Origin of the sequence: Virgibacillus ndiopensis (assembly GCF_900187325.1) — a bacterium.
Taxonomy (GTDB): Bacteria; Bacillota; Bacilli; order Bacillales; family Amphibacillaceae; genus Virgibacillus_E; species Virgibacillus_E ndiopensis.
Map to the genome: position 1 here is coordinate 853105 of NZ_FZMZ01000005.1, position 19189 is coordinate 872293.

Genomic DNA, 19189 nt, shown 5'->3' on the forward strand with positions numbered 1-19189 from the left:
AAAGTCAGGGGTAGCAATGAGATTTAATTATTTTCATTGTTGCTTTTCCCTAGTTTTTCCTGTTCCTGATAGGACTCATTATTCATCTCGTAGTCAATTCCATGCTCATCCAACCATGAAAATATACGTTTGTTCTTAGATTTTAATGTACGAACTTCTCGTTGCAAGCGAAATATTTTGATGACACCAACAGCAGCAGTGATAACACCACCCATAAGAACAGAAAATAAAATCACTAAAATAAGCGGGGCTTCACCAGACCAAAATAAATAATTTACCTTCACTGTCTCCACATTTGTAACAGCAAATACAGCTACTAAGATAACAAAAATAATGGCTAAAATAACGTAAGATTGTCCTCTCAACTAATACACTCCTTCCATCCTATTTTATAAAATACCCTTTTATAGAATTTTTAAAGCATCCGTAAACAAGAAGGCAGGGATATAACTTGAAAACTTATTTATTTTTTATAAATCGTGAAAATAAAACCGCATGAAATCAAATTTAAACACTTTGATTTCATGCGGTTTATTCTTTTTTATAGGGTTTGTCCCAGCCTTTTATACTTGAGGTCCTTCTACTTTTTTCTTTTTAGCAAAGACTACTGGTTTTTCCTTAATCATTTTACCACGCCATACAAGCCATAACTGAGAAGCTATAAATAATGAAGAATAGGTCCCCGCAATAAGCCCAACGGTTAAGGCAATTGCAAAGCCAGTGATTGATTCAGCTCCTAAGAATAAGAATGCTAGAACGGCAATCAATGTGGTTACCGTTGTATTAATACTTCTTGTCAGTGTTTGAACTAAACTTCTATTTACAATATTTGCAAGCTCTTTAAATGATTTGACTCGTTTCTTCTTACGTAAATTTTCACGTATTCTATCAAATGTTACAATCGTATCGTTAATCGAGTAACCAATAATTGTAAGAATGGCTGCAACGATTGTAATATCGAACTCAATTCGCATGATACTGAATATTGCCAGGACAAAGAATGCATCGTGTAGCAATGCAATAATAGCAGTAATTGCGAAGAAAAGTTCAAAACGGAATGCAACATAAATAATCATACCAATAGATGCAATACCTAATGCGTACAAAGCATTTTTGACCAATTCCTCACCAACAACCGGTGATACAATACTTACACTAGTCTCAGCATTATAATTTTCTTTAAAATACGATTGAATTTCTGCGATCCTATCTTCATTTATTACTTTATCAAATCGTAAAACAACATTGTTTTCACCAGATGGAACGATTGACTCTGCCTTTAAGCCCAGTTCATCTAAACTTTTATCTATATCATCCGTTGGCATTTTGTTATCAGATTCAAGTTGAATTCGTGATCCACTTGTAAAATCTATTCCAGGGTTAAGCTGGAATAGTCCAAGAGAAATTGCACCAAGTATCACCATTATTGCTGATGCAATAAAGAATTTCTTTCTGTGTTTCACTGGATTAACTTCACGATTAAAGAGTTTTGGTTCCACTTCCGTCGGATCCGAGATATCTTTAATATCCTTTTTCTTTACTCCGATCCAGCCGGGGCGATTTTTCAAAAACTTAGTTTTCACCCATAATTGCATCAAGAATCTGGTTCCATAAACTGCTGTTAAAAAGCTTACCAAAATACTCAAAATTAACATCGTTGCGAAACCTTTAACGGAACTAGTACCAAAGATAAATAATACAATCGCCGCAAGAATCGTTGTAATATTTGCATCTACAATCGCTCTTAAGGAATTACTCGTACCAGCTTTAAACGATGCAAAAATCGATTTACCTTCACGTAATTCTTCTTTTATCCGTTCAAATGTAATAACATTTGCATCCACGGCCATACCAACACCAAGAATTAATGCAGCGATTCCTTGTAACGTTAGCACACCATTCATTAGTTCAAATACCACTAAAATCAAGTAAATGTATATGCTTAAATTAACTGCAGCAATGAATCCCGGGAAACGGTATACTACAATCATAAATAAAAAGATAATACTTATCCCTATTATACCCGCAAAAACAGTCTTGTTTAGTGCTTGCTCTCCAAACTGAGCTCCCACAGTCTGTGAATAGAGCTCCGTCATATTGACAGGTAATGAACCTGCGTTGATAATATCAGCTAAGCGTTGTGCCGAGTCAACCGTGAAATTACCTTCAATCATAACATTCGGTGTATTTAATGTTTCATTTACACTGGGAGCGGAAATATATTTTGGATCCTCTTTTTTAACTTCTTCAGCAAATGAATTCCCTTTTTGATAATCCATCCATATAACAAGCAAATTTTTCTTTTCAGGTAGTGGGGCTGTCGGATCTGCTTTAGCAGCCAGTTCACTTGTTATTTCACCGAATTTTTTCGCATCTTTCAGCTGTAATGTAACAATGGGTTGATTCGTATCTTGTTTGAAATCCTGTTTTGCGCTACCCTCTTTCACATCGGATCCATCCAACAACTCTTCATCGTTAACATTTCTGAAGGATAGTCTAGCAGAAGTCGATAAAAGCTCTCTTGCTTCTTCCTGGTCTTTTATACCAGCTAACTGAACACGAATTCTGTCTTCTCCTTCAATGTCAATACTCGCTTCGCTTATACCTAAGCGGTTAACACGTTCATTGAGTATTCGAACAGTTGATTCTAGTAATTCCCTGTCAACCTCTTCTCCATCATCAACAGGCTCAATTTGATATAGAATCTCAAATCCACCTTGAAGATCCAACCCTAAATTAATATCTTTTGTAATTCCAGTAATCGTTGTCCCAATCGTTCCTGCAAATAATAGCACGATTAGAAAAAAGGCAACGATTTTACCTCTGTTCTTCATCTACCAATTGCCTCCCTCTTCTACGGTCAAATGCATTATGTAAAATCTTCTATTGTTTCGTTTCTTCTGTTTGACCACCAGTTAAAGCGGCAATAGAAGCCATTAAATCGTCATTCTCTTGATAAGCATTAACAGTTAAATAACTCATATACAAGTTAGATGCAAGATGAAAAATATCTTGTGTTACTTCATGTAACCGCTTTGTCGGGTTACCTTTCCAAACCTTTTGTACCAAACAATCCCAAATATCATCACCTGTTGCTTGAGAATACCCCATTAATTTAAATTCACTTGTCTTACTATCCAGCGCTGGTTTCATTAAGTCCTTCCATTCGTTAACTGTTTTAACGATCTCCAACTTCTTCCCCCCTGTTTTCAATCAGAGTTAATTTCCTATTCTTGTCATGCTTGGCCAACTTAATAGCATATATATCATTGTATATGAAATTTTATTTTTTGAGAAGGCAGGTCCATTAAATGACCAAACAAACATTTCTAAAAGGAACAATAATCTTAATTGTTGCTGGAATGATTACTCGTTTTTTAGGCTTTATTAACCGGATGGTTGTTGCTAGAATTATGGGTGAAGAAGGTGTCGGCCTTTATATGATGGCACTTCCTACATATTTTTTGGTTATTACATTCACCCAACTTGGATTACCTGTTGCCATTTCAAAACGTGTTGCCGAAGCAGATGCAAAAAATGATCGAGTTAAAATTAAAAAAATACTTATTGTATCTTTAATCATCACTACAATATCAAGTATCTTTTTCACCATCGGCATGATCCTTATTACTCCATTTGTTGCCACAGAATTACTTACTGATGAACGAACGATGTATCCATTATTGGCAATCAGTCCTATCATCCCAATTGTCGCAATTTCAGCTGTACTCAGGGGTTATTTCCAAGGACTGCAAAATATGAAGCCGCAAAGTTATACGCAAGTAATTGAGCAAGTGGTTCGCATCATTTGTGTAGCCTTTTTCGTCAAGTTATTACTTCCTTTCGGCGTGGAGTTTGCTGCAGCTGGTGCCATGTTTAGTGTTATACTTGGAGAATTCGTATCTTTGATGGTTATGATTCAAATATTCAAACGAAAAAAAACTATAAAGATACGATATCGATTTTTTAAGTACTTAAAATCCAGTAAAGATACATTGAAAGAGCTTTTTTCCATTGCTTTACCTAGTACAGGCAGTCGATTAATTGGTTCATTTTCATATTTTCTAGAGCCGATATTGGTTGCCCAAAGTTTGGCAATAGCAGGTATTTCAAGTTCATTAGCAACAAAGCAGTATGGGGAATTAACCGGATTCGTACTGCCATTACTATTTTTACCAACTTTTATAACACAATCCTTAGCAATTGCACTTGTACCTTCCATATCAGAGGCTGAAGCAAACAAACATAACCAGTTAATACATTATCGTATTCACCAGGCTATTCGAATCTCGTTTGCCTCCGGCGCAATCGCAACAATTGTATTGACACTTTTTTCGGTACCGATATTAACATATATGTATGGAACAGCTAATGCAAGTAAATTTTTGATATTAATGGCACCTTTTTTCATTTTACTTTACATTCAAGCACCATTACAAGCAGCATTACAAGCCCTGGACTTAGCCAAGCCTGCTATGTGGAATAGTTTAATAGGTGCTGTGTGCAAATTTGTCGTACTCTTTTTACTGGCTTCCAATGCTGAATTTGGGATTATGGGTGTAGCACTTGCAATGGTAACTGGTGTAGTATTAGTGACATTATTACATTTAGCTTCACTTCGAAAAGCAATTCGGTATTCCATTCCTTTAAAAGACTTGTGCAAAATGATTGCCTTAATCTTGATAACATGGGTCGTTGGAAATTTCCTTAAAAACATGTATGCATTGGTAGAACCTAATATTTTTATCTTCTTATGTATATTGATCATTTTAGCTTTAATCTATATAGTAACATTATTCGCCCTACGATTTATTACGAAAGAGGAGTTAAAACAAATTCCTATTATCCAAAAATGGGTATAAAAAGCCTACCACTGAAATAAACAGTGGTAGGCTTTTATAATGCTTGTCCAGAGTATGGAATTAAATAACGAATGATGATATAGATGGTCGATATAAGAAGTGAGAATAATACGAATGGTATACCATAAAGCAGAAAACGTATGAACGGAATCCTTTCTCTAGCACCCTCAGCTAGCCCTGCTACAACAACATTAGCAGATGCTCCAACTAATGTAGCATTTCCACCTAAGCAAGCTCCTAATGCAAGAGACCACCAGATTGGGTCTAAATAAACCATTCCATAACTTTGAAACTCTTGAATCACCGGAATCATAGCCGCTACAAATGGTATATTATCGACAACCCCTGAAAATATACCAGATACCCACAATATTAATATAGCTGTCTTTGAAAAGTCACCATTAGTGGATACAATTATTGCTCTAGCCATTTCATCAATAATTCCTACCTCCTGAAGGCCGCCAACTAATGTAAATAATCCAATAAAGAAAAACAATGTCACCCATTCTACTTTTTCAAAAATTTGCTCTGTGGACACTTCTTTTTCTGTTAAGAGTAACAATAAAATTGCCCCAGCTAATGCAATTGCTGTAAGTTCTATATGTAAGAATGAATGGAGTAGAAAACCTAAAATCGTAAGTCCTAATACGAAAATAGATTTATAAAGCATAGGTGTTCGTTTTAAGTGCTCCGCGGCATCGATACCAAGAAGTTCTTGTTTGTTCGTTGAACTTTTTCGCAGTTTATTTTTGAATAAGAAAACGAGTGTAAAAATCATCGCTAAAAATATAATAAGTGCAAGTGGTGCCAAATGATTAATAAACGACAGAAAATTTAAATGTTCAACAGCTTGACCGATCATAATATTTGGTGGGTCTCCAATGAGTGTAGCTGTTCCACCTATATTAGAGCTAAAAATAATTGCTAATAAATATGGAAAAGATGGAAGATTTAATAATTTTGTTATTTTTAACATAATAGGTACAAATATTAATACTGTTGTAACATTATCAAGTAATGCAGAGCCTGTAGCAGTCAAAATACTTGCACCAATTAATAAAGGAATTGGATCTCCTCGTACCTTTTGGGCAAAACGTATTGCAATGAATGTAAATAACCCAGTTTTTTCTGTAATCGAAATCAGTACCATCATAGAGAACAATAACCCAATTGTGTTCCAATCAATATAATTCATAAATACATCATCAGTTGAGTAAATTCCTGTTAACAACAGTAACGTACCGCCTGACAATGCAATAACAGCGCGGTTCATTTTGTCAGTCATGATTAAAAAGTAGCTAATAATAAAGATAGTGGATGCAAGAATTACATTCATAGGACACCTTCCCTCACATATATGTAAACAACCTTATAAAAAATATATGCAAGGAAAACTAAAATATTTTCCGTCTATTTTCTAATTGGATGAATAAAATGAAAGTAACTGGACAAACAGGGGGGAGGGAGATCATCTTCATGAAGAAACAACAATTTATTGCCTTGGTGTATGGTTGGATTGTTATACTCGGTTTCATTCTGGTAACTAGTCTTGTATTAGGGTTATTACTACGTTTTACGAGTATGGATGAAACTACATTATCGTGGACAACATTAGCAGTTGGATTAATTTCTTTATTTATCGGAGGAATTGTAGCAGGAGTAAAAGGAAAGCAAAAAGGTTGGGTAATCGGTTGTTTGACTGGACTAGGGTTTACTTTGTTCACATTTTTGGTACAATATCTAGGCTATCACCAAGCATTTTCACTAGAACAATCTCTTCATCACTTAGGATATATCCTGGCAGCACTTGTTGGCGGAGTAATTGGAGTAAATGTTGTGGTAAATGAAAAAAAATAAGGTTCAAAAAATACTAGAAGTTAATGGCAGATGTGCTCATTAACTTCTTCTTTATGTACTTTATTTATAAAAACTAAACGGCAAAAGCAACAGACTTGTTACTTAAATTATTTAAGTAATCTGCCCATTGCTTGTCCCCTGATACGATCTATTTTTTTCAGATAGATAAATTAATTGCTTTTAACTTCCCGGATTGCGGAACGGTCATATGTAAACTTTGTACCGTCGCCACCTTCAATTACTACGATTGTTTCATCAATCGTATGTACTGTCCCATGTAAACCACCAATCGTTACAACTGAATCTCCTTTTTTCAAATCCGACTGCATTTGTTTTACTTGCTTTTGGCGTTTTTGTTGTGGACGGATTAACAAAAAGTAAAAGATCACAAACATTAAAATAATTGGAGCTAAATTTATAAGTGTGTTCATTACGAATTCCTCCTTTCCCTAAAAATTCTTTGCATCTGGTTGATTAAAACCATATTGTTCAAAGAATGCTTCCTTGAAATCACCAAGTCGATCTTCAGCAATAGCTGCTCGTACTTGCTCCATTAATTTTAACAGAAAATGTAGGTTATGATAAGTAGTAAGTCTAAATCCGAATGTTTCATTACATTTAATTAAATGTCGGATATAGCTACGAGTATAATTTTTGCATACATAACAATCACAATTTTCATCGATTGGACTAAAATCACGTGCATATTTAGCATTTCTTACTACCAGTCGACCGTTTGAAGTCATGCATGTCCCATTCCGTGCAATACGTGTTGGTAACACACAATCAAACATGTCTACTCCACGAATTGCACCGTCAATTAATGAATCTGGTGAACCTACTCCCATTAAATAACGTGGCTTATTATTTGGTAAAAGGGGTGTTGTGAACTCAAGGACTCGATTCATTATTTCTTTCGGTTCGCCAACAGAGAGACCACCAATTGCATACCCTGGAAAATCCATAGATGTAAGATCCTGTGCACTAAGTCTTCGAAGATCCTCATATTCACCACCTTGAACAATACCAAAAAGACCTTGGTCATTTTTACGATTATGTGCTTCAAGGCAACGTTCTGCCCAACGGGAAGTCCGCTCAACAGATGCCTTCATATAATCATATGTTGCTGGGTAGGGTGGACATTCATCAAACGCCATCATAATGTCAGAACCAAGCGCATTTTGAATGTGCATCGCTTTTTCAGGTGACAAAAATAACTTTTCACCATTTAAATGATTACGAAAATGAACCCCCTCTTCTTTTATTTTTCTCATATCACTTAGACTAAAAACCTGGAATCCACCAGAATCTGTCAAAATTGCTCCATCCCAGTTCATAAACTTATGGAGACCACCTGCTTCTCGAATAATATCTTCTCCTGGTCGTAACCATAAATGATACGTATTAGACAAGATGATTTTTGCATTGATATCCTGTAATTCTTCTGGGCTCATCGTTTTAACTGTGGCAAGTGTCCCAACAGGCATAAACATTGGTGTATCAAACGAACCATGCGGTGTATGCACTTTGCCTAGACGTGCACCAGTTTGTTTGCATGTCTTAATTAATTCATACGTTATAGGTTTCATCATATATTCGTTCCTCTACTTATATTATTAACATTGCATCTCCGAAACTGAAAAAACGGTACCGTTCTTGAACAGCTTCATTATATGCACGTAAAATGCTCTCCTTATCTGCTAAAGCACTAACTAACATGATTAGTGTAGACTTAGGTAAGTGAAAATTCGTAATCAAGCCGTCAATAGCTTGAAATTTATATGGAGGATAGATAAAAATATCTGTCCATCCACTAGCTTCAACGAATTGTCCATCATTATCGCGTGCGATTGTCTCTAATGTTCTAGTTGACGTTGTTCCGACTGAAATAATCCTGCCATTATTTCTCCTTATATTGGTAAGAATTTGCGCCGTTTCATTCGTCATATGATAAAATTCCGAATGCATGGTATGGTCATCAATATTATCCACACTTACCGGACGAAATGTACCGAGACCAACATGTAGCGTAATAAAGGCAATTGTTACTCCCATTTCCTTTATTTCGTCTAATAATTCATTTGTAAAATGTAAACCTGCAGTTGGCGCTGCTGCCGACCCTTCTTCTTTTGCATAGACAGTTTGATAGCGTTCCTTTTCCGGTAATTGCTCTTTAATATATGGCGGTAATGGCATCTCGCCAAGCTCGTCCAATATTTCAACTAAAATACCTTCATATTGTAATTGTAAAATACGACCACCATGTTCTTTTGTATCAATACATTTTGCCCGTAATTTTCCATCGCCAAACGAAAGCTCCGTACCAATTTTAATCTTTTTTGCTGGTTTAGCAAGCACCTCCCAGCAATCCTCTTCTTGCTGGTGAAGGAGTAACACTTCTATTTTTGCACCTGTATCTTGTTTCACACCGTACAATCGAGCAGGAAGAACACGCGTGTCATTTAAAACAAGGCAGTCACCTTTTTTTAAGTAACTTTTTATATCCCTAAAATGTTTATGCTCGATTGCTTTTGTTTCACGGTTAAACACCAACAATCGTGAAGCTGTTCTCTCCTTTAATGGTGTTTGTGCTATTAGTTCTTCTGGTAAATCAAAATCAAAATCTTCTATATTCATGATGCTGATCTCCTAACTATGTCTTAGCGAAATTTTCCTAGTATGAAAAAGATAAGAGATAATATTATACTGACGACAATAGAAGTCATAATTGGAAAGTGAAAAGAGACATTTCCTTTTTTAAAGCTAATGTCTCCAGGAAGCTTCCCAACAAATGTCCAAATAACGCCAATTACTATAAATACAATCCCTAACAAGATAAACAATTTTCCAATAGTCATTCCGCTTCGTTTCCTTTTAAACCAAAATGCTGATATGCCTTAGGTGTAACAATCCGTCCTCTAGGCGTACGTTGAATGAAACCTATTTGTAATAAATATGGTTCATATACATCTTCAATTGTCTGTGATTCTTCACCAATTGTTGCAGCAATCGTATCTAGCCCTACTGGACCGCCTTGAAAGCCCTCGATGATTCCTTTCAAGAGTTTATGGTCTATATGATCTAAGCCAACATCATCGACCTGAAGCATCTCTAGAGCAAGATCGGTTGTTTCAAGACTTATTGTATTTTCCCCTTTAACTTGTGAAATGTCCCGAATACGCTTTAACAGCCTGTTTGCAATTCTTGGTGTCCCTCTAGATCGTCTGGAAACTTCTGCTGCAGCTTCTTTTGTAATAGAAGTTTGAAAAATATCAGCTGTACGTTCAACAATTGAACATAAATCCTTTGCCTCATAATATTCCAGTCTACTTAATACACCAAAACGGTCACGAAGCGGAGCCGACAACAGACCTGCTCGTGTTGTCGCCCCTACCAGGGTGAAAGGAGGTAAATCAATCCTGACAGACCTTGCACTAGGACCAGTTCCTATTACAATATCAAGAAAAAAATCCTCCATCGCTGGGTACAATACTTCTTCAACAGATCGCGGTAATCGATGAACTTCGTCGATAAATAAAACATCACCAGGCTCAAGTGACGAAAGAATCGCCGCAAGATCACCGGCACGCTCAATTGCCGGTCCTGATGTGGAGCGAAACTGTACACCCATTTCATTTGCAATAATGGCAGCCAAAGTTGTTTTCCCTAATCCCGGTGGACCATACAATAATACATGATCAAGAGGTTCTTCACGCATTTTAGCTGCTTGTATAAATATACTTAGATTTTCCTTCACCTTCTGCTGTCCGATATATTGGTTTAGTGTTGTGGGGCGAAGACTAAGCTCAATGGTGGAATCTTCGGCTTGTAATTCACCTGTAATTATACGCTCATCCATAACAATCTCCCCTTAGTTTTTTACCAATAGTCCCAATGCTTTGCGAATTATTTCATCCGTATTTTCGATATTTTCCTTTTGTAACTTCGGCATAATTGATTTTATTTCCCGATCTGAGTAGCCCAACGCTTTTAAAGCCTCTTGTGCTTCATTTAATCCATCTGGTGATACAGTAGTGATATCGGGATTTACTAAATCAGGCTGTGCATCTAACGAAAGCATTGTTGTCAGTTTGCCTTTTAAATCTAATATAACCTGTCTTGCGGTTTTTTTACCTATTCCAGGAAAACTTGTTAAAAATTTATCATCTTCACGTTCTACTGCTGCAATAAAGTCCCCGACATTAACGGATCCCAATATTGCCAGTGCACCTTTAGGACCAATTCCAGATACTTGTAGAAGCTTCGTGAAAAGCGATTTCTGATCCTGGTTTTTGAATCCGTATAACACTTGCGCATCTTCACGTACGTAATGATAAGTATAAATTAAAGTTTCCTGATTTAATGATGACTGAAACACAAAAGGATTGGCACACATAATCTCGTACCCAACCCCCTGGATGTCAACTATCACAGAATCATCTAATATATATGTAACGTTACCCTTTATGTAAGCAATCATTTAACCTTCTCCTCTTCGGAATTCCTTTACCTATTTTAACATACCTATACATATTGGGTACAGGAACAAGGAATTCCTATAGTACTTAAAAAAAACACCAATTGGATATAATTGGTGTTTCAATCTAATAAGATAAAACGCTTAATCAGCATCTTCTAAATTATGATGAATGTCTTGAACATCTTCATTGTCTTCCAATACATCAATAAGATTCAACATTTTTTGAGCATCTTCTTCAGGTAACGCACTATACGTTTGCGGAATTAATGTAACTTCAGCGTCTGCTAGTGTATAACCACTCTCACGTAAATGTGTACAAACTGCATCAAAGTTCTCAGGAGATGTAAAAATTTCATATGCTCCTTCCTCTACTACAATATCATCAGCACCTGCTTCAATTGCTTCAAGGGTAATTTCATCTTCATCAATAGCTCCATCTTCATTTTCAATAACGATATAGCCTTTACGGTCAAACATAAATGATACACTGCCATTTTCACCAAGGTTTCCGCCATTTTTCTTGAATGCATGCCTAATTTCTGCCGCAGTTCGATTTTTGTTGTCTGTCAAAATATTGACTATTACTGCTACACCACCAGGACCGTAACCTTCATAAGTAATTTCTTCAAAGTTTGCCCCATCTAGTGCACCTGTTGCTTTTTTAATTGCACGATCAATATTATCATTCGGCATATTATCTGCTTTTGCTTTATCTACTGCCAATCGTAGTGATGCATTCGTAGTAATATCCCCGCCACCTTGTTTTGCAGCTAAATATATATCTTTAGCATGACGCATAAAGATTTTACCTTTTTTTGCATCCTGTGCATTCTTTCTTCTTTGTATATTTTTCCACTTAGAATGACCAGCCATAGGACATTCTCCTCTCTAGAAATTTCCTTTTTAACTATAACAAAAATTTCATTACTTATAAAGTGAAACTTTGATCCTTAGCCATTAGTACATTATGCAGATGAAACATAAGAAAAGCGCAAGCGCCCGTTTAGAGACGTGTGGACTGCGCACTGCCAAGCAGGGTGGTTCGGCGTTGCCGCGCAAAGCGGCGGTTTTAGCCGAACATTCCTACGCAGGAGATAAAGGTAACTCGAGTGAGTAGCGAATCGATGTTGACCTTATTGTACGGAGGTAAGGAAATCCATCAGTCTCTGATCGCTGGAGCTGGACATGGCTAACTCTGTAGAAAATTGAACAAAGCCTAAATTTTATATTTTCTTACCTATACAAAAAACCTTTGCAATAAAGCAAAGGTCAATCGTTATCACGGTTAAAGAATTTTTCCATTTGCTCCTGAAATTCATTACCGCCATTACCAGCTTTCAATCTAGACTTCAAGTTACTCATTCGATCCCAATAAATATCGTCCGTATAAACTACAATCGTTTTGTCGGGCGCAAACTTTTTTACTTCTTGTTCGATTACGGCTTGAACATTATGATTTGAATGTTCATTTAACATTACTGCCACTATTACTTTTTCCTCTGTGGAGGCAATTTGAGCATTTTTGACTTCTTTAAGTCCCGTTACATGTCTATATATTTCTTTTGTTTCTTCATTTGTAAATATGTCGGTATAGTTTCCACTGTTTCTTTCTGAAGCATTCGTTCCTTTTTGGTCACTTTGTTTATAGCCACCTTTTTCACCTACAGATTCTTTTTTCACACCTTGTCTATCTTTTTGCTCTTCATTTGTTTCATAATGCAATGGTTGGGTTTCAACATTATTATCTTGAGCATTTTCATCCTGGTTTGTATTCGCACAACCAAACAAGAACGCTATAATAATACCTGTATTTAAAAGAATTTTTTTGTTCATATAAAAACCTCCCTTATCATTTAGCTTGTATAAGAGAGGTTAATTTAAACCAGTTAATTTATCCCTTTAAATTAAATTGTGCTGCACCGATTCGTTTATGTTCCGTTCTCTTATGCAGATCTTCGATTATTTTTTTATCCGCATCAGGAATTTCTTCACCTTTTAAATATGCGTCAATAATATCATAGGTTGTGCCCATTTCAGCTTCGTCTGTTTGACCTTCCCACAAATCGGCACTCGGTTTTTTAGTCACTACTTGGTCCGGCACACCCAAATATTTTGCCAGTTCTCTTACTTCCGTTTTAGTAAAGTTTACAATTGGCAAAATATCTACTCCACCATCACCGAATTTAGTAAAATATCCTGTATACCATTCTGCAGCATTATCTGTTCCAACAACTAAATAATTATAGTTTGTAGCAAGCGTATATAAAGTGCTCATCCGTAGTCTAGCACGAAGGTTGGCATCTGCTAGCTTGTCATTTCGTTCTTCCCATTGATCTTTTTGTTTTAATTGGTTTCGAATCGTGTTATACATCACATCGTGTGTTTCAGATAAATCGACCGTAACTGCATTAATGTCACAGCTATTTATTACATCTTGAGCGTGTTCCATATCAGCAGCTGTACTTTTACAAGGCATGATAACCCCTAAAGAATTTTCTGGTGCCGCACGTTTTATCAGGTGTGCAACAACTGCTGAGTCAATTCCCCCACTAACACCAACTAGTAATCCTTTTACACCAGTTTGCTTGATTTGTTGCTGTAACCATTCCACCAATTTGTCTACTGTTTCTTTCATATCAATTACTCCTTTTGCCTAATGATTTTTATTCATTAATACAATTTTAGCATTGCTTTGGCATTTTTCAAAAATTCCTGTCGTTTTATCCACTCGTTTTCCATGTTCGTTAAATACTCTTCCATAGACATTGTTGAATTTCTTGAAAGAAAGTGCAGCCATTCACGTAACACATCACTTGGAACGGTCATTGCAAGAATCCAAAATTTCAATTGACTATCCTCTACCATTCGATATGAAATTAATTTATCAAGATTCCAATCTAAATATGGTAAAAAACGTTGGGCTAATTGAATATAGTCATAAATTTGTGGCGATTGTCCCAATAAGTCAAAATCAATCATATAGACGTCTCTACTTCGAATAAAATTATGAGAAGCTACATCGCCATGTATCCAAACACGTTTTTCCTCTGCTTTTCGCTCTAACCTTTCCCAGGGTAGTTCTGATACAAGCCGTAGTTGAGTTTCTGTAGTTTGCACGATATCCTTAAACAGATTTTCAAAACCGTAATTAAGGAAATAGTCTCTCGTGTTTTTAAATGACTGTAATCGTTTGTACCAACGTTTATAAAATAATTTTCGACGTAATGGATTCGTCACACGTATATCTTCTGCACGTTCATGGAACGCTCGTAAAGTAGCTAAACATGCTTTTCGATCATCATTTATAGCATAATTTAATTTTGTCCCCTCAATAAATGGAGCTATCGTCCAATAATAACCATTACTAATAAGAATCTTTTTACCATTAGGGAACCGTCTAAATGGGATAACGATAGAAGTACTTAACTTGTCAAAAAAATCCCATTGCTGATCAACATCTTCCTTTTTTCTATGTTTTTTTAGGATGACTTTATTTCCGTCAGATGTCTTAACTAAAAATACGTTTGCTTTTATTGGGACAATGTTAGCAACATTTACTTTTCCTTCTTGGTATAAAAAAGAAGAGAGACGATTGATTTTCAATTCGTCTCTACGACTATTACTATTCACCTTGTATGTCATCCTCTTCATCCCTATGATCAAAAGAGAATCCAGGTGGTTTAGGGTATTGATTTTCATTAGTTGGTGCATTTGCAAAATGAGTAGGATAGTTTTGTGGGACATAACCGGGTTGCCGATTAAAATCATATGGACCTAAAGCCTGTGGCTGATTCATATGATATCCCCCCATATGTTGTTGAGGATACGGTGATTTACCTTGACAACCACAATCCTTTCCTCCAGCCTTCATAGTTGGTTTTGCCGGCATTGGCATTTCTGGTGATTCCATCATATGACCGCCATGCGAATATGGCTGAACCATATTATCGTGCTGCATGTGCATTGGTGCTGGTCCTCCAGAAAAGGTTCCCATTACCGGAAAGAAATCGTGCGGACCTGGTGGACAATACGGATTTATAACGTGACAACACAATGGAACCATATGCGTCGGTTGCGGTAAAGGCATTGGCTTCATCTTCTCTTTTGGCTTTTCCTTTGGTTTTTCCACAGGTGCATGATATGCAGGCATTTTTGGAAGATTGATTGTCGTGTAATTTTGCAATTCCTGTTCCATTATTGGCATTTGAATTATTGGTTGCATAGGCGGTTGTGGCTGTGGCTGCGGTTGTGGTTGTGGTTGTATTGGCATTTCCTTTTTAGGCTGTATTGGCATTTGTGGTTGGATCGGTTTTGGTTTTTCTTTATCATCCTCTTTAATAACCGGTAAAGGTTTTGGTGAAGTATCTTTATATGGATGTTTAGCAATGGGCTGCTGCACTTCTTTTGGTTTCATACCCTCTTTTTGTACTGGTTTTGAAGAGCTAGGTATTTTTATTTTCATACCTGGCATAATCATATCTGGACTGGATAATTGTGAATTAAGCTGCTTTAATTGTTCAAAGTCAACCCCGTATTTCTTCGACAATTCCCATAGTGTATCTCCTTTTTGTACGATGTGAATTTTCAAGTTATTCCAAACTCCTTTCGTTTCTAGTTGACTGGGCTAATCACTCATTATCAACATATGCATTAGAATGGAAAAAGTTGAAACTTATTTATTTTTATGATGAAAAAAACCGCCTATACTTTTTAAAAGTATAGACGGAAAGATTTATATTTTCATCTGGTATACTGGATATGTCCCAAGAATGGTAACCTTGCACCCTAATGCTTCAAGTTCCGCTTTAACACTAGGAAACAATACGTCATCATATGGCTGATCCACATCAACAATAAAGAAATAATTTCCTAATCCAGTCTTCATTGGTCGTGACTCAATTTTTGACAAATTCATTTTACGCCACGCAAACGCTGATAGAACTTGATGTAGAGCTCCAGCGTAATCACTTGGCAAGGTTATTAACATGCTTGTTTTTTCTGTGTCACTAGCATGTTTTATATGTACACATTCTTTTTCTTTTGCTAAAACAGCAAATCTTGTATGGTTATTTGGATAATCATGAATATTTTCTTTATAAATAGTAAGATCATACTCTTTTGCAGCCAATTTATTTCCAATAGCAGCAATATTTTTATCACTGTTACTAACGATTTCAGCCGCTTTCCCTGTTGATGAGGTATATTTTATACCAGCTTCTGGAATATATTTATGAATATATTGGTGACACTGGGCAATAGCATGGCTGTGTGAATGAATTTCTTCTAAATCCGATAAATCCCCTGCAAAATCAGGACGGACAAGCAAATGCTGTTGAATAGGAACTACAATTTCGGCGAAAATCGGTAATCTTACTTGGTGCACCAAATAATCAACCGTTAATTGTACTGTTCCCTCAATTGCATTCTCTAATGGCACAACACCAATATCTATTTTATTGTCATTGACGGCATCGATACATTCTGGTATCGTCTTAAAACTTTGTTTATCTTCTCCATTAAATGCTGCATCAACAGCCAGTTTTGTAAAGGTTCCTTTTGGTCCCAAATACCCTATTCTCTTTGTCAACTAATCCTCCCCCTAACTTAGCCCTGAACTTAACATGTCAACACGATCAACAAAATCTAGCTGCCTCAATCTATGAATGAGTTTTTCTACATCGTAGGATATAGATGATATATCTAGTGATAATGTTACATTCGCTTTTCCTTGTATTGGAATTGTTTGATGGATTGTTAAAACATTACATCCTGCTTCTGCAGCAATTGCCAACAATTTTGAAAGTGTACCACTACGATCCTCTAAATGGAAAAACAATGTCATTATTTTTTCTTTCACCATTGCTTGGAAAGGAAAAACTGTATCCTTATATTTGTAATAAGCACTTCTTGATAAGTTTACCTTCTGTACTGCTTCAAATATCGTCTTTACCTTTTCTCTTTCAATTAATTCTTTAACTTCAATTGTTTTCCTCATTGATTCAGGTAACACATCACTACGGACTAAATAAAACTTTTCATCTACGTGCGTCATCATTACCCCTCTTTTACACCCTTGTTTACCAGAAATTATTCTATAAATTCAAATTCAAAGTCCAGCAATCTTATTGTGTCTCCGTCTTTAGCACCACGTTTACGTAGTGCTTCATCAACACCCATACCTCGAAGCTGACGGGCAAATCGCTGTACCGCTTCATCTCTAGCAAAATCTGTCATTTTAAATAGCTTTTCAATTTTGTCACCCGATAACACAAACGCTCCATCATCAGCACGTGATATTGTAAATGGTTCTTTTTCTTTTTGATAACGATATATCACTTCTTCATCTGTATCTTCTATCATTGGCGCAACCTTTGGAATGGTATCCAATGTATCCGCAATTCCAAATAAAATATCTCTTAATCCTTCTTTTGTCAATGCAGAAATAGGATAGATCGGAAAATCATCCACCATTTTTTCTTTAAAGATCCGTAAATTTTCTTCTGAACCAGGCATGTCCATTTTATTCGCTGCAATAATCTGTGGTCTATCCATTAGCTTTTCATCATATTCTTTTAATTCCTTATTTATCTTAACAAAATCATCATATGGATCACGACCTTCAGTTCCAGCCATATCAATAACATGAACAATAACTCTAGTTCGTTCTACATGGCGAAGAAACTGATGCCCTAAACCGACGCCTGAGTGAGCACCTTCTATTAGCCCTGGTAAATCGGCCATAACGAAGCTTCGATGATCACTGGTATCCACAACTCCTAGATTTGGCGAGAGTGTTGTAAAGTGATAGTCAGCAACTTTAGGTTTTGCAGCACTTACCACCGATATAAACGTAGATTTTCCAACACTAGGAAAACCTACAAGACCAACATCAGCAATGAGTTTTAGTTCAACTTTAATATCTCTTTCCTGACCAGGTTCACCATTTTCGGCAAAATCTGGGGCAGGATTTCTTGGTGTTGCAAAACGTGAATTGCCTCTCCCTCCTCTTCCGCCACTTACAATTACTGCCTGTTGTTCATGATGTGTTAAATCCGCTATAACTTCTCCAGTATCCTCATCCATTACTGTTGTCCCAGGAGGAACAGGCACAATCAACGGTGATGCATTTTTACCATGCTGATTTTTACTCATACCATTTTCTCCACGCTTAGCTTTAAAATGGCGATTGTAACGAAAGTCCATTAACGTATTTAGACCTTCATCGACTTCAAAAACTACATCCCCACCGTCTCCGCCATCTCCACCAGCGGGTCCACCTTTTGGTACGTATTTTTCACGGCGATAAGCAACAAGACCATTACCCCCGTCACCAGCTTTAACATATACACTAACCTGATCTACAAACATTGTTGGTCACCTCAATTAATTGAATGGAATTTCAATATTACAAGTAATTCCATCATCTACTCGTTTCATATGTATAGTAACACCTTGCCCCTGTTTTAGGTCTGTTTCATTATTCTCCATCTTTTTGAAGATACCAGCCATAAAAATTTGAACAAGTACAGACTGTTCATGAAGATCAACATTAACATTTCCTTCATACACTTCAGTAGCATCGGCGGCTTTTTCTAGAACCTTCATACAATACTGACATTGTCCCAAAAGAATATTGTCTATAGCACTGAAATTTTTATTTTCAGTATTTATATCGTATGTTAATCGAAAAGTTGCATGTATGGAATTAAATTGAATCAACCATAAAGCAAATTTAGGAGCGTTTAAACTTATTAATTTTCTTTCCTTATCGAAATGATTCATACACGCTGCTAATTTTTCTTGTACTTTTTCCGTCTTTCCCATTGTTAAGTAGCCCTGTACAATTTGTAAATCATTCATTAAATCATGACGATACATACGTAATACATCAATAATATCTTTTTCAGCCACGCTAATCCCTCCACAATAACAAAAGTATAGCAGAAAAATGATGAAAGGGTAATTATTCTAATAAATATATAAAAAACTC

21 protein-coding genes are annotated in these 19189 nt (G+C 36.2%); 2 read left to right on the top strand and 19 right to left on the bottom strand.

Annotation, left to right across the window (positions count from 1 at the left end):
• Window positions 1-23: 23 nt before the first annotated feature.
• The 3 genes from CS937_RS11690 to CS937_RS11700 form a co-directional block, all read right to left on the bottom strand.
• Window positions 24-365, bottom strand: a complete 342-nt coding sequence (locus CS937_RS11690) for a LapA family protein (protein WP_099158627.1) — start codon at window positions 363-365, stop codon at window positions 24-26.
• Between the two features lie 198 nt (window positions 366-563).
• Window positions 564-2834 carry a protein translocase subunit SecDF gene (secDF, locus tag CS937_RS11695; RefSeq protein WP_099158628.1) on the bottom strand — a complete coding sequence of 757 codons (2271 nt, stop codon included), beginning with the start codon at window positions 2832-2834 and terminating at the stop codon, window positions 564-566.
• 49 nt (window positions 2835-2883) lie between these two features.
• The gene (locus CS937_RS11700) at window positions 2884-3192 is read right to left on the bottom strand and encodes a post-transcriptional regulator (RefSeq protein ID WP_099158629.1); all 309 of its coding nucleotides are present in this window, start codon (window positions 3190-3192) and stop codon (window positions 2884-2886) included.
• Window positions 3193-3311: 119 nt separating this feature from the next.
• Between CS937_RS11700 and spoVB the strand changes: the two genes are divergently transcribed.
• The gene (spoVB, locus tag CS937_RS11705; RefSeq protein WP_099158630.1) at window positions 3312-4862 is read left to right on the top strand and encodes a stage V sporulation protein B; all 1551 of its coding nucleotides are present in this window, start codon (window positions 3312-3314) and stop codon (window positions 4860-4862) included.
• A 34-nt stretch (window positions 4863-4896) separates the two neighbouring features.
• Here the strand turns inward: spoVB and CS937_RS11710 are convergent, their stop codons facing one another.
• A complete protein-coding gene (locus CS937_RS11710) occupies window positions 4897-6198 on the bottom strand; it encodes an ArsB/NhaD family transporter (RefSeq protein WP_099158631.1) in 1302 nt (433 codons plus the stop codon).
• A 140-nt stretch (window positions 6199-6338) separates the two neighbouring features.
• On the opposite strand from CS937_RS11710, the gene CS937_RS11715 reads away from it, so the two are divergent.
• Window positions 6339-6719, top strand: a complete 381-nt coding sequence (locus CS937_RS11715) for a TIGR04086 family membrane protein (protein WP_099158632.1) — start codon at window positions 6339-6341, stop codon at window positions 6717-6719.
• 170 nt (window positions 6720-6889) lie between these two features.
• On the opposite strand, the gene yajC is transcribed toward CS937_RS11715, so the two are convergent.
• The 15 genes from yajC to CS937_RS11790 form a co-directional block, all read right to left on the bottom strand.
• Entirely contained in the window at window positions 6890-7150 is a 261-nt protein-coding gene (gene yajC / locus CS937_RS11720) for a preprotein translocase subunit YajC (RefSeq protein WP_099158633.1), read from the bottom strand.
• Window positions 7151-7168: 18 nt separating this feature from the next.
• Window positions 7169-8308, bottom strand: coding sequence for a tRNA guanosine(34) transglycosylase Tgt (gene tgt, locus CS937_RS11725; protein WP_099158866.1), 1140 nt, complete (start codon window positions 8306-8308; stop codon window positions 7169-7171).
• A 19-nt stretch (window positions 8309-8327) separates the two neighbouring features.
• The gene (gene queA, locus CS937_RS11730) at window positions 8328-9356 is read right to left on the bottom strand and encodes a tRNA preQ1(34) S-adenosylmethionine ribosyltransferase-isomerase QueA (RefSeq protein ID WP_099158634.1); all 1029 of its coding nucleotides are present in this window, start codon (window positions 9354-9356) and stop codon (window positions 8328-8330) included.
• A 23-nt stretch (window positions 9357-9379) separates the two neighbouring features.
• Window positions 9380-9577: a DUF2905 domain-containing protein gene (locus CS937_RS11735; RefSeq protein WP_099158635.1), complete on the bottom strand. Its 198-nt coding sequence runs from the start codon at window positions 9575-9577 to the stop codon at window positions 9380-9382.
• Entirely contained in the window at window positions 9574-10578 is a 1005-nt protein-coding gene (ruvB, locus tag CS937_RS11740) for a Holliday junction branch migration DNA helicase RuvB (protein ID WP_099158636.1), read from the bottom strand. The genes CS937_RS11735 and ruvB overlap by 4 nt, the downstream gene beginning before the upstream one ends.
• Before the next feature lie 12 nt (window positions 10579-10590).
• Window positions 10591-11199, bottom strand: a complete 609-nt coding sequence (gene ruvA, locus CS937_RS11745) for a Holliday junction branch migration protein RuvA (protein ID WP_099158637.1) — start codon at window positions 11197-11199, stop codon at window positions 10591-10593.
• A gap of 141 nt (window positions 11200-11340) precedes the next feature.
• The gene (locus tag CS937_RS11750; protein WP_099158638.1) at window positions 11341-12072 is read right to left on the bottom strand and encodes a YebC/PmpR family DNA-binding transcriptional regulator; all 732 of its coding nucleotides are present in this window, start codon (window positions 12070-12072) and stop codon (window positions 11341-11343) included.
• Window positions 12073-12468: 396 nt separating this feature from the next.
• Entirely contained in the window at window positions 12469-13032 is a 564-nt protein-coding gene (locus CS937_RS11755) for a YhcN/YlaJ family sporulation lipoprotein (protein WP_099158639.1), read from the bottom strand.
• 58 nt (window positions 13033-13090) lie between these two features.
• Window positions 13091-13834 (bottom strand): NAD(+) synthase, encoded by a 744-nt coding sequence (gene nadE / locus CS937_RS11760; RefSeq protein ID WP_099158640.1) that lies wholly within the window; start codon window positions 13832-13834, stop codon window positions 13091-13093.
• Window positions 13835-13869: 35 nt separating this feature from the next.
• Window positions 13870-14829 (bottom strand): phosphotransferase, encoded by a 960-nt coding sequence (locus CS937_RS11765; protein ID WP_176555824.1) that lies wholly within the window; start codon window positions 14827-14829, stop codon window positions 13870-13872.
• The gene (gene safA, locus CS937_RS19825; RefSeq protein WP_099158642.1) at window positions 14822-15787 is read right to left on the bottom strand and encodes a SafA/ExsA family spore coat assembly protein; all 966 of its coding nucleotides are present in this window, start codon (window positions 15785-15787) and stop codon (window positions 14822-14824) included. The genes CS937_RS11765 and safA overlap by 8 nt, the downstream gene beginning before the upstream one ends.
• 144 nt (window positions 15788-15931) lie before the next feature.
• A complete protein-coding gene (pheA, locus tag CS937_RS11775) occupies window positions 15932-16786 on the bottom strand; it encodes a prephenate dehydratase (protein WP_099158643.1) in 855 nt (284 codons plus the stop codon).
• Window positions 16787-16798: 12 nt separating this feature from the next.
• Window positions 16799-17251, bottom strand: coding sequence for an ACT domain-containing protein (locus tag CS937_RS11780; RefSeq protein WP_099158644.1), 453 nt, complete (start codon window positions 17249-17251; stop codon window positions 16799-16801).
• A 35-nt stretch (window positions 17252-17286) separates the two neighbouring features.
• Window positions 17287-18567, bottom strand: coding sequence for a GTPase ObgE (gene obgE / locus CS937_RS11785; RefSeq protein WP_099158645.1), 1281 nt, complete (start codon window positions 18565-18567; stop codon window positions 17287-17289).
• A 15-nt stretch (window positions 18568-18582) separates the two neighbouring features.
• A complete protein-coding gene (locus tag CS937_RS11790; protein WP_099158646.1) occupies window positions 18583-19110 on the bottom strand; it encodes a Spo0B domain-containing protein in 528 nt (175 codons plus the stop codon).
• Between the last annotated feature and the right edge of the window lie 79 nt (window positions 19111-19189).